Source organism: uncultured Flavobacterium sp. (assembly GCF_951805225.1).
In the GTDB taxonomy this organism is placed as follows: Bacteria; Bacteroidota; Bacteroidia; order Flavobacteriales; family Flavobacteriaceae; genus Flavobacterium.
The window spans coordinates 2,271,964-2,287,266 of the sequence record NZ_OX638201.1 but is presented as its reverse complement, the minus strand read 5'-3'; the positions used below and the strand labels follow the sequence as shown (position 1 = coordinate 2,287,266).

10 protein-coding genes are annotated in these 15,303 nt (G+C 31.3%); 7 read left to right on the top strand and 3 right to left on the bottom strand.

Features of this window, described 5'->3' with window-relative positions:
• Positions 1-3: 3 nt before the first annotated feature.
• Genes WN975_RS09355 through WN975_RS09345 form a run of 3 tightly spaced genes read left to right on the top strand, consistent with a single transcriptional unit; the run spans position 4 to position 2,478 of the window.
• The gene (locus WN975_RS09355) at positions 4-1,137 is read left to right on the top strand and encodes an FIST N-terminal domain-containing protein (RefSeq protein WP_089479750.1); all 1,134 of its coding nucleotides are present in this window, start codon (positions 4-6) and stop codon (positions 1,135-1,137) included.
• Complete coding sequence (locus tag WN975_RS09350) at positions 1,137-2,174, top strand: ATP-binding protein (protein WP_089479751.1); 1,038 nt, start codon at positions 1,137-1,139, stop codon at positions 2,172-2,174. Before WN975_RS09355 ends, WN975_RS09350 begins: the two co-directional genes overlap by 1 nt.
• Positions 2,161-2,478: a histidine kinase gene (locus WN975_RS09345; protein ID WP_089479752.1), complete on the top strand. Its 318-nt coding sequence runs from the start codon at positions 2,161-2,163 to the stop codon at positions 2,476-2,478. Before WN975_RS09350 ends, WN975_RS09345 begins: the two co-directional genes overlap by 14 nt.
• A 239-nt stretch (positions 2,479-2,717) precedes the next feature.
• On the opposite strand, the gene WN975_RS09340 is transcribed toward WN975_RS09345, so the two are convergent.
• The 3 genes from WN975_RS09340 to WN975_RS09330 are packed head-to-tail and all read right to left on the bottom strand — an operon-like array spanning position 2,718 to position 6,322.
• Entirely contained in the window at positions 2,718-3,890 is a 1,173-nt protein-coding gene (locus WN975_RS09340) for a response regulator (protein ID WP_337966302.1), read from the bottom strand.
• A 16-nt stretch (positions 3,891-3,906) separates the two neighbouring features.
• On the bottom strand, positions 3,907-5,073 hold the full coding sequence (locus WN975_RS09335; protein WP_337966301.1) for a glycosyltransferase: 1,167 nt from the start codon (positions 5,071-5,073) through the stop codon (positions 3,907-3,909).
• Positions 5,074-5,083: 10 nt separating this feature from the next.
• Positions 5,084-6,322, bottom strand: coding sequence for a sugar isomerase (locus tag WN975_RS09330; RefSeq protein WP_338140816.1), 1,239 nt, complete (start codon positions 6,320-6,322; stop codon positions 5,084-5,086).
• Between the two features lie 465 nt (positions 6,323-6,787).
• Here WN975_RS09330 and WN975_RS09325 point away from each other — a divergent pair, with 465 nt between their 5' ends.
• The 4 genes from WN975_RS09325 to WN975_RS09310 all read left to right on the top strand — a co-directional run bounded on the left by WN975_RS09325 (position 6,788) and on the right by WN975_RS09310 (position 15,287).
• Complete coding sequence (locus WN975_RS09325; RefSeq protein WP_337966300.1) at positions 6,788-9,880, top strand: hypothetical protein; 3,093 nt, start codon at positions 6,788-6,790, stop codon at positions 9,878-9,880.
• Complete coding sequence (locus tag WN975_RS09320; RefSeq protein WP_337966299.1) at positions 9,880-11,109, top strand: hypothetical protein; 1,230 nt, start codon at positions 9,880-9,882, stop codon at positions 11,107-11,109. The genes WN975_RS09325 and WN975_RS09320 overlap by 1 nt, the downstream gene beginning before the upstream one ends.
• Positions 11,096-12,649: a cellulase family glycosylhydrolase gene (locus WN975_RS09315; protein ID WP_337966298.1), complete on the top strand. Its 1,554-nt coding sequence runs from the start codon at positions 11,096-11,098 to the stop codon at positions 12,647-12,649. Before WN975_RS09320 ends, WN975_RS09315 begins: the two co-directional genes overlap by 14 nt.
• Positions 12,650-13,208: 559 nt before the next feature.
• A complete protein-coding gene (locus WN975_RS09310) occupies positions 13,209-15,287 on the top strand; it encodes a hypothetical protein (RefSeq protein ID WP_337966297.1) in 2,079 nt (692 codons plus the stop codon).
• Positions 15,288-15,303 lie beyond the last annotated feature (16 nt).

The following is a 15,303-nucleotide window of genomic DNA, read 5'->3' as shown; positions in this document are numbered from 1 at the left end:
ACTATGAAAATAATTCAAGCTTATAAAAAAAAGAATGAAAATTGGCAGTACCTAACAAATAAGGAAGAATTAAAAAATCCGCTGGTACTTGTTTTTGCCAATAGGATGCAATTAGAGCTTCCAGAAGTCATTGATGCTATTAGAAAGGAGTTTCCTTATGAACATCTGGTTTTTGGCTCTACAGCGGGTGAAATTTTAGATGCAAATGTCTTTGATGATTCTATTGTTGTTAGTGCTATAGAATTTGAAAAAAGTACGTTTGCAATTAAAACCGATAATATTTTTAATCATAATAAAGATGCAAATGCTTTAGGGGAATCTCTTTACCAACAAATACCCAAAGAAAACTTAAAGCATTTATTTGTACTTTCAGAAGGTAGTTTCGTAAACGGAAGCTCACTTATTGAGGGTCTTGAGAATGGCATTCAAAATAAAGTGCCTATCTCAGGAGGAATGTGTGGAGACGATGCAAAATTTGAGAAGACATTGGCTTCTTATAAAGAAAATCCAAAAGAAGGAGAAGTCGTTTTAATTGGGTTTTATGGAGAAACTTTAGAAATTTCGTTTTCCAGTTTTGGAGGATGGAGCTCATTTGGTCCCGAAAGAATTATTACCAGATCAGAAGCCAATATATTGTATGAAATCGATGGACAACCTGCTTTAGATTTGTATAAAAAATACTTAGGAGACAAAGCTAATGAGTTGCCGCAAGCTTCTTTGTTATATCCTTTAAATGTTACGCCCGAAGGTAAATCACAAGCTGTAGTTCGTACCATTTTAAATATCAATAACGAAGATCAGTCGATGATTTTAGCTGGAGAAGTGCCTGAAAATGCCAAAGTACAGCTCATGATGGCTTCTGTAGATGCTATTGCCGAGGGAGCTTCACAAGCGGCAATGTTAGCAATGCAAAATAGAATAAATCACCCACAACTTGCTTTACTAGTGAGTTGCGTAGGAAGAAAATTAGTTATGAATCAACGGGTTGAAGAGGAAATAGAGCAAGTGCAAGAAATAATAGGAAATGAAGTAGCAATTACCGGGTTTTACTCGTATGGCGAAATGGCTCCATTTAGCGAGAATACTTTTTGTGAATTACATAATCAAACCATGACTTTAACCCTAATCAGCGAATAATGAATACTCTTTTAAAAAGGCAAATTGCTAAATTTATAAACCCTGAGCACTTAAAAGATTTAAAGCATTTTTTGCACGCAGTCAATGAATCTTATGATAATCACGAGGATCAGATGAACATGTTGCAGCGAGCGATGAAAATTAGTTCTGACGAACTTTTCCAAGCCAATAAAAAACTACGCGATGAAGCCAATAGTTTAAAAGAAATAAATTCAAATTTGACAGAAATATTGAATTCTATGAATTTGGATGCTGAAAAATTAGGTAATGAAAAAGATTTTAATCAATCCGATTTCTTAAAAAAACAATCTATAGAAATTGTGACTATGAATAAGCAAAGAGAAGAATTACTAAAGAGTTTAGAAAATCATAATAAAGAACTTAACGAATATGCTCATGTTGTTTCTCATGATTTAAAAGCACCACTCAGAAATATAGACACCCTTATTAATTGGGTCATTGAGGATAATAAAGAAATGGGTGAAAGTTGCTTAAACTCGCTTAATCAGGTACTTTTTAATGTCGAAAAAATGGATTTGCTCATCAAAGGAATTTTAGATTATTCTACTGTAGACAAGTTAGAATCTGAAGAAAGATTAATTGATCTTAATGAGGTAATTGACGAAATAAAGAGAGATATTCATATTCCGAAAAATATTGAAATTTCGATAATCAATGATTTACCAAAAATAAAAGGAAATACATGGCGATTCAAACAATTAATGCAAAATTTAATTGAAAATAGCATCCATTATAATGATAAGTCTCAAGGCCAAATTGAAATTGGTTGTAGAGAAAAAGAGCAAGATTTTGAATTTTACATCAAAGATAATGGCATCGGAATCGCTGAAAAATACCACGACAAAATTTTTAAAATATTCACAAAATTAGAAAGCAACAATCAAAATTCAGGAGTAGGGCTTTCTATAGTTAACAAAATTATTGAGTATTATAAAGGTTCAATCTGGCTTGAAAGTAAAGAAAACATTGGAACAACATTTTATTTTACCTTACCTAAAAACTATGGAACAGCCTAATTTAAATTATATTGACCAACTCTGCGGAGAAGACGATGCATTTAAGCAAAAAATGATTGCAATTATTAAAAAAGAACTCCCTCTTGAAATAGATTCCTATCATAAATTTATGCAAGAGCAGCATTATAAGCTGGCTGCAGAGTGTGTTCATAAATTAAAGCATAAAATATCTATTTTTGACCTTGAAAAAAGCTATGATATTACTCATGAATACGAAAATCACTTATTAAATGGCACACTTGAGTCTGAAGACAAATTTGAAAGTATTTTACAGTTAATGCAAAACTTTGTAAACGATTTGTAAAAAAGCTTAGTTTACGAATGGTATTATTATTATTATTATTATTATTATTATTATTATTGGTTGGTAGTTAAAACATATATGATCATACTTTACATTCTCCTATTATATGTCAGAGATATTAAAAAACAAATAGAGTCAAAATAATCTTTAACCGTTTGTCATAAAAGTACTTATTTAATAAAAAAGCGAAAAGCAAGTTATGGTTTTAACTTGCTCTATACTTTATTGGTTGTAGTTTTTTACCTGTAATGAATTGCGATTTGGCCAATTTGGCCAATAATTTTTATGGAATCTTTAAATGACAATTTCGAACCATCCATGTGAATCCATCTGTTTAAGGGTTTTTCTAAAATTAACTCTTGAGTCTTTGTAGAGCCATATATTTTTTTCATTCGCATAAAAATCTCTACATCAAAAACCCATTTTGTTATGAATTTTTCATTAAAGGTTTTTTCTATAATTTCTTTTGTCATTATTTTGGCGCCACATTGTGTATCGTTAATTTCCATTCCAAGAATTTTTCTGATGATATAATTTATGGTTTTGCTAATGATAGCTCTTGCGGATTGTTTGGTAATATCAGCTCCCATTCTTGAAATTCTGGAGCCAAAAACCAATTTGTATTTAGAGTTATAAATTGTATCTGCCAAATCTTGAAAATCATCGAAATTGGTAGATAAATCGGCGTCTAAAAAACCGATGTAGTCAAATTGATTTTGCTTGGCCAAGTGTAACATTCCCAGACGGACAGCTTCTGCTTTTCCACCATTTTTTTCACAATCATACACGCTAATATATTCTTCTTTTCCTTTTGTTAATTCATGCAATACAGCTAGTGTATTGTCTTTACTTCCATCGTTTACAAAACACAAATGGTATCCTAAATTTTTATGTACAAAAGACTTAAATTCATCACTAGACAAACGAGTTTCCTCGTTATAACACGGAATAACAACTCCAACACACTTGTTTTGGATATATCGCTCTTTCGAATTGGGTTTTTCCGTAACACTTTTTTCGATAGTAGAGCCTATTAATCTTTTTACTCTTGCGCCAATTTCGCTTAAGCTCAAAGGTTTTTTCATGTAATCATCAATTCCCAAATCAAAACCTTTTATAATGACTTCTTCATCAGTATTACCAGATAAAACCATTACAGGTGTATTGTCTTTTTTGATTTGTTTAATATGCTTGACTACTTCCAGACCAGACGCATGCTCATTTATAGATTCTGTATTAGAAAGATTAGACATATTAATGTCAACAATAACTAAATTTGGTTTTTCACTGTCATATCTAGTAATAGCATCCATTATATTGTCTGCACTTATAACTTCATATCCTAAACCACTTAACAATTTTTCTAAAGACAACAGAACCAATTGCTGATCATCTACTATTAGTATTTTCATAATATTACATTTAAGTTTATTGTATTGATTTAAAACATTCTATATACATCATTATAATTTTGTCCATTGATAGGGCGCTTGCGGCCTGAAAATTAGCAATTGCTAATTCTTTTCGATAGGTATCGTTTGAAATAATTTTGTCAATCGCTATAGCTAAAGAATCGGCACTTTCCGGATTAAAAAATTCTCCTTTATACCCTTCATCTTTAATTAGCAAGGCCAAATCGCCCAAATCAGGCATGATAACTGCTTTGCCGTAGCTTCCTGCTTGATGCAAAACTCCAGAACTGCCAGTCGTAGATGTATAAGGAAATACGACAATTGTACTATCAGTAAAAATTCGTTCTACATCATTTTCTTCAACATAGCCGGTAAAAATAATTCCCTCAACGTTTTTGTATTTTTCTTGTACTGCATCTAAATATCCAGGTGTGTTTGGACTATCTGTTCCAGCAATTACAACTTCTAATTTTTCTGGATTTGTTTTTCTAACAATTTCGACTGCATCAATTAAAATTCCCACTTTTTTGTAGGTTCCAAATTTCCCAAAAGCCATAATTTGTTTAGGGCCAGATTTAATTTCAAAATTAGGATTTTTGACTGATTCGAATGTCCCATGAGGGATTAGCATTACATTTTGGGTATGGTATTTAGCATTTAAAACATCTACATATTTATGAATAGTTACAGCAACTTTATTGGCTTTCAAAATGCATCTGGTAATGTTAGTTCCAATAAAATTATAGATCTTCTGCATAATTTTACTCTCTGTGAATCCTGCTTTTTCTAGATCAACTTGTTCTAAGATATTGTGTAATAAAACCACTGTTTTGTATCCAAAAAATCTCAAAATCATGGGTAACAATAATCCTAAGGCAGAAGGTGTTTTTTTGTCTCCAAATTTTACAAACTGAAGATTAAACAAAATCACATCTGGTTGTTCTTCTCGAACTGCATTAAGAACAGAAAAAATAGTGATGTAACTGTTAAATCTCCAACATTCTTTTACTTTTACCTTTTCTTTTTGGTCAAAGTCTAATTGTTTCGCTTCAGATGTTTTATCGGATAATAAAATTAATTCGGATACTTCTGAGTTTTGAACAAAGTTTTTTACCAAATGATAACCATATTCATTCAGTGTAACTTTACTTGGCGGAAATGCAGTGACTACAGCTACTTTCATATTTAAAATGTTACTTTTTATTGTTATTAAAAAAGAAAAAAAACAATTGAAATAATAATAATACCACCATTGCAATGATTTGCATTACAACAACCTGTTCGAGTGAATTATGATAGAGGACTATTAGAATTATTTGTGCAAGTCCAAGAAAGGCTGATATTATGACAGGTATATATTTATTTATAGAAAGAAAATAGTAAGCAAAAATATTTGCGATGGCAAAAATTGAAGTTGCCAATGCATATTTCCACAATAAGAAAGCAATGGGCAGGTATTTATCGCCAAACATTAATCGCACTACGATTTCGGGAAATAAGAGCGCACTTAAAACAATTATTGTAGACAAGCAAACAATATATAAAACATATTTTAACAGAATCGGAAGTGTATCTGCTCCTTGTTTTTTTAACTGTATTACTTTAGGCAAAAGGAGCATTACAAACATCCAAGCGACAAAATATACTACCCTGCCTATTAATGCTAAAGAAGCATATAAGCCTGCTTTTTCATTATCAAAATAATGTTTAACCAACATAATATCACTATTGTTAATGATTATTTGCGTTAATTCATAGAAGGCTGTTAAAGCGAAAAATGTAATAATGGATTTTGTATCTAAATTGTCACTTAGAGTTTGGTTGTTTTTGCTGTTAATTATTTTTTGAAAGGGAATCAAACCAAAGGCAAAAGAAATTAAAATTCCTAGTGCGATGATAATAGAAGATTGAATTTGAGGTAAAAGGCAGAGTAACAAAAGTGTCAAAATCAAACGACATAACATTTCAAAATAGTAGGTTTTTGACAAATTTCTCAGATCATTTTTCCCCTGATATAAACCCCTATTAATACTCATTATAAAATACATTGGAAGTCCCAAACCAAACAAAACGAACATTAGTGAGGTTTTGGTTTTAAAAATTTCTTGCAATTGATGGCTGAGTAATAGTACAATACACCCCAATAATATACCAAAGAGTAATGCGTATTTAAAAATTAATTTTAAAAAGATATGCAATTGGTTTCCTTCCAGCAAAACTGCATATTTAGCAGTAGTAACCTGAAATGTCATTCCAACAAAAGACAATACTAAAAGTAAAGTTATTAAAATCGCAGCGTCAGCAAACTCAGAAGGACCAAGTATTCTTCCTAATAGCAAATTGTACAAATAATTTCCTGCATTTACAAATAAAATTGTAAGCATAAAAAAATTCTCCGCAGTGATCTTTTTATAAGTATTTTTAATATTCAATTCAAGTGTGTAGTATTAAAAAAATAGTATGATGAAATTTTAAAAAGCTTATTCTTATAAACAAATATAAGAAAAATAAGAAAACTTTAACAAAAATGAAAAGGAATTTATAAGATAAATTCCTTTTCGGCAACAATTAACTAAATCAACATATTTATTATGAATTGTAATTTTTGAAATTAAACAGTACTTTCAACGAAAGTCTCTACAAGAGATTTAACAAACGATGTTTTGTTTTTTTGAAAATAACATCATTGTAAATGCTCTAATTACATGATTCTGGCAATACTTATTTTTAGAATATTATTCTGATGTAAAATTAGAGCTCTTGTATGACTTTTTTTCATATTTTAGATGTTTGGTACTGTTTCTTTCGATGAAAGGACATTTTGTACAGTTATATTGTTTTCGTCTATAGAACGATATCGCTATATTTACAAAAACAATAATCTAAAACAAGAGTGATTGAAAGAGACTTCTAATAAATATTTGATAGTAGCCTTACTTTTTGGATTGATTTTCCATGGCAGCGCTATTTTTTTTACTTTAGAAAGTACTTACGATGCTCTAATTCATATGTTTTTCGGAAATCATTATGCCCACAGTTGGTTTGAACCTTGGAATTATAGTTGGTATACGGGTTTTAATGTGATGAGTTATCCTCCATTAGTGCACCAAACCATTGGGTTACTTTCTTTAATTGGAGGTTTGAAATTTGGTATGTTTACTGTTGCCATCGTTGGGATTATTTTATTCATTACAGGAACTTTTAGATTTTCATTTTTAATAACTGGAAATAGAACCGTTGCAGGCTATTCTGCTATTCTGGCGGTGGTTTCTTCTTCTTTTGTAGAAACATTGCATATTTTTGGACAGCTGCCCAGTATTATTGGAGTTTCTGTTTTAATGCATGCACTTCCAGAGATTTATCTTTTTATCAAAACAGGCAAAAAGAAATATTACTTCACCTCTCTGTCTTTGATGGCCGTAACCGTTTGTTCGCATCATGTTACACCTTTATTTGGAATGGTATTTTTTGTTTCGCCTTTAATCGGTATGATAGTAATGGATACCGCTCGCGAAAATGTCAATTCATTCAAGGAAATCACATTCAAAATATTCTATAAAAAATTTCTATCATTATTAAAACGGATTATTCTTTTCTGTGGTAGCGCCGTTTTTCTGCTAGTATTTTGTATACTGCCGTATTGGATTAATTCTAAAGCCAATCCCATCACTCAGGTTCCTATTCCGCATGGGAGTCGCGACAATTTTATAGAAGTAACCTCTTCGGGCTTGATGTTCTTCTTGATACCTTGGGGAATATTACTTTTTATATTGCCTTATATATTTTATAGATATTTCAGCAAAAGGTATATTTTTTTCGGATTATCCTTAACCTTGCTAACTGTTTTAGGAACTGGCGGCACAACTCCAATTCCCTTAGCAATTTTAGGAGAAAATGCTTTTAATATCCTAACCTTGGATCGCTTTACACTTTGGGCTTCTATAATGAGTTTGCCCATTTTTGGTGAATTTGTGTACCGATTAGTTGAAGGTGACTTAAGAACGGCTTTGCAAGTAAAATTTGGGAGTGTTTATAGGAGAATCGTAGGCGGGTTATTTGCTGGTTGCTTTTTGCTTTTTGGAGTGTTTACCATCACGTTAGGTTATTTTAGACCCTTGCAACCGCAAAAAATTAACTTTTTGCCAATTGTCAATTTCTTAAATCAGGATCAGCATGATCATTGGAGGTTTCTACCATTAGGTTTTGGCGATCAGATGGCCTACTTATCGACACAAACAAAGGCAATGACGGTTGATGGAAATTACCATTCTGCAAGAAGATTACCAGAATTAACTTCTCGTGCAGTAGAGCGGCTTGAAAACTCTAAATTTCGAGGACTCGAAGGTATTGGTTCCTTGCAGCAATTTCTAACCGTTCCTGAAAAATACAATTTGAAATATGTTTTTTCTAACGATAAATTCTACGATCCAATTCTATATTTCTGCGGTTGGCATCGATTATCACAATTAGAAAATGGTATAATGGTGTGGGAAAAACTAAATGTGCAGCCCTTGTCTAAAATTCTTCCAAAAGATGAAGTACCGATCTATTTGAAATTAATGTGGGGAATAATTCCGATGTTAACCATTCTTCTGGCTTTTATACTTAATGTTCAGATGATTTGGTTGCAGGCCTTAAAAATAAAGCCTTTAGAAAAACCTTCTTTCAATAAGTATGGAATTGTTTATGCTAATTTTCCAAGAGCGATGATAAAATTTCTACACATTTGGACAGGGATTTTACTGCTAATTATAAGCTTTGGAGTATATCGCATTTACATCAAAAATGCTAGGCAGATTAGTCCTGAAAATGTTGTAAAAGCGTATTATGATGCTCTAGATTTTAAGTTTTATGATAAAGCGCACTCTTATGTTGTTCCTAATAAAGAATACTCGGTGGCTCAGTTTATGCTGGAAATTTCTGTTTCTGATGGTATTCTTAATTCTTACGCCAAGTTAGATGCTATCGAAACTAAAATTGTTCAGCAAAGTAAAGACAAAGCCAGAGTTATTGCAACGACCAAATGGGTTACACCATTAGAATTAATTGAAAAAAAGTACACACATAACGTTCAGAAAATAAAAGGGAAATGGTTTATTATTCCAGATAAAAAAGATACCGATATTCCTCCAGACGAATTTATTTCAGATAATATTAATTCGTATTACAAGCAAGGGAGACGAAAGATAACTACCCAGCAGACCTATCATGAAGATGTACTGCGCCAACCAGATTTAGAAATTATATCTGCAAGTTTGGTAAAAATAGACAGTCAATATATCGTGATTGGTGAAGTTCAAAATATAGATAATGTTCCTGCAGATGTGGTCTTGAAAGCTACTTTATATGATCGAAATGATAAATCGATTGCCGTTTTCAACGCAAAGTATAATATTAAACATAAGTTGATGCCAAAAGAAGTCACGAGTTTTAAGGTGAATTTTGAAGATATTGCGTGGTTAAAGCCAACTGATGTAAAGCCAACAACTTTTAACCCCAATGAATTTACACCAAAAGAATTGAAAAATATTCCAGCTACATTTGATATTCAAAGTGCTGGAAATGTCGCAACCACCGACTTGTATAATTCGGTTGCTATTTCAGATTTAGTGATAGATAACAACCAGATCAAAGGTACTTTATTCAATTACGGAATTCAAGAAGTAACCATTCCAGAGCTCTTAATTTCATATTACAATGATAAAAAAGAATTGGTTTATGTTGATCACCAGTTTATAAAAGAGGGTGTTCGCATTCAGCGTAAGCAATATTTTACTTATAATTTGCCAAGAGATTTGAATCCTGTGATTATAAAATCTTCAACAGAAAATTGTTTTGTAAATGGTTTAAAATCAGAAGCTCTTGCTCGTGCGGTAATTCCGGTACGAAACAGTAAACAAGAAAGTGCACAAATGCAAAGGGTTAAAGGACATAAAGGGTATTCGTTTATTAAAATTGAAATTAATAATTACATTGGAAATCCTAGATAATGAAGAATAAAATCTATATATTTTGTTTTTGTTTGTTTACCATATTATTGGTATCAGTCACTTTATTGCCTAAAAAACAAACGGGCGCTATTATACTAATGACCCAACAAAAGACTTTTATAGCAGGTGCCAAAATAGCTTTAGATTTTAAGGTAAATTCGTCAAATAGACCGCAGTTGTTTTTAATTCATTCTTTAGGAAAAACACTTTTAGATGCCACCGTAAAAAATGATAAATTAACTTTTGCCCTCCCTAAAAGTTATGCTAAAAAATCGGGTCGTATTGATTGGTTTTTGGTTGTAAACGGAGAAAATAAACTAAAGGGAAACTTTGAAATTTTGCCCAATAACGACACTAAAACGGATATCGAAAATTATTTAGGTCCACCAAGTACATTGGTAGGAGATGGTCATTTTGTAATGTACGTTACCATTCCGACAGATGGCTTTGATAATCCGAAACCAGAAAATACTCCTGTAATTTTTAGAAGTCAGTTTTTAAATACTATTACAAATCAAACGGTAAAAACGAAAAATCTCATTGCTTGGAAAATAATTGATGCTCCTACAAAATCTGGAATAGTTTTGGTTTCTGCTCAATGCAATGCTACCATTACTAAAGAATTTAACGCTGTAATTTTTCCTGGAATCGCTACAAATTTCATAATTTCTTTTACTAGAAATCATCAATATGCTGATGGAAATCAAATTACGACCTTAAAAACAGCTGTTATTAAAGATAAATTTGGTAACGTTGTAAGCGACGGAACCATGGTCTCATTTGTGATTTCTACTGCTAATAATATGGTTTTAAAATCATTTGGCACAACTATAAACGGAGTTGCAACTGCTCAGATTTTGCATCCTGATCACCAAGATGTTTATACTGCAAAAGCGTATGTAGCGGGAATAGCAGAAAGTAATTCTATAGCAATTAACTACGAACCGATTAATCCGAAAATTGAATTTGAATTTTCAAAAGATAAGCGCACTATAATAGTCGGCCCGTTGCGTAGTTTTATGAATCAGTTAGTTCCAGACGGAATTAAAGTGACTCTAAAAGTGTATCATCATAATCAACTCGTAGCAACTTTGCAAGAAGATAGCGTAAAAGGCCATGCTGTTTTTACTATTTCATCTGAATATTATAAAGAAAAAAAATATTCATTTGAAATTTCAACCTTAGGAAGTATTCAAAAAGTAGAAGAAAAAAATTATGATAGTAATTAACAATAAAAATAATTATCGGGCAATTTTAATAGTTTCATTTATTGCGATTAATATTTTGGTATTATTTGGAATGAGTGAAATTTTGGGCTATTTAAATTCGGGAGCAGATAGAAGTTCGATGCTGCATTTAGAGAAAGAGACTTCAGATACATATTTACCCAAAGTAACGTGGGAAACCTTCAAAAATCAAGGTAGACGGATGGAAAATCAAACCATCCAGAAAATTGAGAAGCATTATTTGTTTTCTTATGTAATAAAAAATAATGCTCTTAAAAACAATGTCAATGATGGAATTGACGATTATTTTACAGAAAGTTCGAGAAAGCAATTAGAACAAATTATAGCATATAATAAGGCCAAAAAAATTTCGATCCAGAGTACAACAATAGAACATCATGCATCGTTAGATTTTTATAGCGAAGACGGCCAACAAGTCGTTATTACCGATAAAAATGTAGTTGAATTTCAAAATATTTATCAAGATAATAAGCTTATAACTTCTGTTCGGGATACTGCAAATTATAAGGTTTTAATGTTGCTAGAGGATGGTTTTTGGCGTATTCGACACTATGTTCGGATGCAAAAAGAAAAGAGTTTGGTTGCTGTAGAATTGAATAAAAAAATATACACGGTAAAAGGAAATGAAATTTTAAAAAATGGTGCTCCCTATATCATAAAAGGTATTAATTATTATCCTAAAAATTCTGCTTGGGATATGTTTGGAAATAAATTTAATAAAGATACTATAGCTGCTGATTTTGAGATTATAACAAAAGCAAAACTCAATACGATTAGGATTTTTGTTCCTTATGAAGAATTTGGTAAAGCAGAGGTTTCACAAGAGAAATTAGACAAGCTAAAAATAGTTTTAGACTTGGCCGAAGAAAAAAAACTAGCTGTAATCGTTACATTATTCGATTTTTATGGAGATTATGCTCCAGAAAGCTGGAATTTAACGCATCGACATGCAGAGAAAATTGTAACGACTTTTAAGGACTGCAAAAATATTATTGCTTGGGATATTAAAAACGAACCTGATTTAGATTTTGAATCACGTGGGGAACAAAATGTAAAGCCGTGGTTGGAACAAATGATTGCAGCAGTCAAGAAATTCGATGCTAATCATTTGGTCACTATTGGATATTCTAATATTGCAGCGGGAGAGATACTAAAAGATAAGGTAGATTTTGTATCGTATCATTATTATGAAGATATTTCGCTTTTTGAAGACAAACTTGCTGTTTTAGAAAAAGCAGCCAAAAAGCCTTTGGTAATGCAAGAATATGGGCTTTCGTCCAATCGAGGACTGTGGAGTTGGTTTGGTAATTCAAAAGAAGAGCAGGCTAATTATCATAAAAAAATGCAATCTATATTCAAAAAGAAGCAACTTGCATTTGTTTCCTGGACTTTATATGATTTTCCGAAAATTCCAGATAAAGTTGCTGGAAAATGGCCGTGGATAAAAAACAAACAAAAACAGTTTGGATTCATCGATTCAGAAGGAAAAAACAAACCTTCTTTTTTGTATATAAATTATTGATTTTAATTTTTAAATAAAAACAATTAAGTCTTTTTATTTGACATTGAATTAAACTTTTAAAATAGTACTTCATTAGAATTACATTGCCTGTACTGATTTTAATTTAAAAAAAAACGTATAGCTTTTGGGGCAAAAAAGGCGATCATGTTTTTGGTACTTAGCAAGTCTTTTTTGAATTTGCAGGCAATTTCAAAATTGATTTTAAATACAAAAGTCAAACAATAAACGGCAATGTAATTCTGGAAGTAACTGCAATAGTGGCATAATATTGGTGTAAACAGGATAATGGCAATGACAAAAGTGAAATAAAAAAGTGATTTAGTTTGTCATCTTTCAGACAGCTTTTAAAATTGTTTCTTTTCTTGATAGTATTACATACTCAGGAAATTTCATCTGTTATTTATAATTAATATTTATTTTTTTTGTTTCTTAATTCTGATACAAATCTAAGTTGCGTATAAGATTTTTTTTTATTTTTTCGATGATCGGCAGTTTACTGTAGACGGATAATCAATGTTTATGCTTAACTTGCAGTTAATTACAAATTAGATGTTAAAAAATGAACATTAAAAAGGAAATAGTCTTAGTTTTTTGCTTTCTCCTTGGATTATCAATCCAAGCGCAAGATATGCAAGAGGGTTTTAACAATTTAGAGAAAGGAGAATTTGCTCAAGCCGAAAATTTTTTCAGCAAAATTTTAAAGACATATCCAGATAATAAAACGGCAAAGCTATGTTATGGGAGAGCCGTCGGTTTAAATTCAAGTCCTGAAAAAGCTACAGTGATTTTTTCTGAACTACTAAAAACGTATCCAGATGATTTTGAAATCCAGCTGAATTATGCTGAATGCATGTTATGGAATAAAAATTTTTCTGAGGCAAAACCTTATTACTTTGGCCTGATAGCAAAGCATCCCGAAAGTTTTCCGGCTTTACTAGGCTATGCAAATACTTTGTCTAATTTAAAAGAATATACGGAGGCTTTAATATATGTAAATAAAGCTTTGGCAGTTTCTGTTAAAAATCCAAATGCCTTAGTTTCTAAGAAATACATTCGCATGGGATACGCCAATCAATTGGTACAACAACAAAATTATAAAACTGCACTTTCTTTATTAGATGAAAATTTTGAGGATTTTCCGAAAGACAAGGAAACATTAATGAATAAAGCTAATATTTATTTAATCACTAAGGATAAAAAAAATGCAACCAAGGCATATCAAGAATTAGCAGTATCCAAAAAGGATAGCTTGTTTTCTTTAAACGGATTGTCATTAGTTTCGCATATAGCCGAAAGAGATAGCGAAGCTTTATCTATAGCTAAAAAAGCATTAAAAAATAGCCAATTTATTGAGGACATAAAATTACAAAGTCAAACAAAAGAACGCTATGTTCAGGCACTAATTTGGAATAAAAAGTACAAAGAAGCAGCAGCAAAAATAAAGGAATACCAAATTAGTAATCCCAATGAAAATTGGGTATTAGCGCTTTCTGCAACTTTAGGAATGTATCGTAGTGATTTTAAAGAAAGTATTGCTGACTACCAAAATATATTGGTCAACGATGCAAAATCATTTGATGGAAACTTAGGAATATCGAATGCTTACTTTGCAGATGGCGAACCATTAAAAGCTTATGAAGCAGTTGATACTACCTTGAAAATATTTGAAAACCAAAAAGATGCTATTGGATTTCTAAAAAAAATAAATGAAAATTTCACACCAAGTGTAGAGGAGATAATAAGTTATTCATTTGATAATGGAAAGAATGAAGCCTACGCTAATAATACAGTTTTGAATTTTCCAATATCGACGGAATGGGCTTTTTTAGGAATGTATCAATACAGAAAAACTGAAAATACAGTCACTAAAAATTCGGCAGTCTCTAATGACTTCAAGGTCGGCGCACAATGGCAATTTCATCCCAAAATAAATTTTAATGTTTTAGTAGGTTCAAGTAATGCAAGATCTTTCGTTAGTAATTATAGTCAATTATTAGTAGACGTATTTTTCAAAATAAAGCCCTTAAAATTGCAAGATTTAGAATTAGGGTATAAGCGAGATATTCAGAACTTCAATGCTGATCTGGTAAGTAGAGAGATAACAGCTAATAATTTTTATTTCAATTATAATATTGGCACAAACTTCAAATTAGGATGGTTTACACAATATTATTACAGCGCGCAAAGTGATAGTAACCAGCGAAACTTATTATTTACCTCATTATATTATAATTTTTTATCAAAACCAATTTTGAAAGCAGGCTTTAATTATCAATTTATTGCCTTTCAAAAACAAGTGCCAACAATTTATTTTAGTCCAAGTAAATTTAATGCTTATGAGATTTTTGTTGATTTTTTGAAAGATGAAAAATCGGCTGAAAACAATGCTATCTTTTACACACTAAGTGCTGCAACAGGATTTCAATACATTGAAAATGATAGCAAGCAATCGACTTATCGAGTGCAAGCTAAATTTGGCTATAAATTTTCAGATCGTTTTTTGGCGAATTTTTATGGTGTTAAAAGTAATATTGCGTCTGCTACTGCTGCCGGGTTTCAATATACAGAAGTAGGTTTGCGTCTTAGATGGATGTTGACATCTAAACCAGTATTCAAAGTGAAGAAAAACGAGAAATAACAGCTTTTTTCAACTT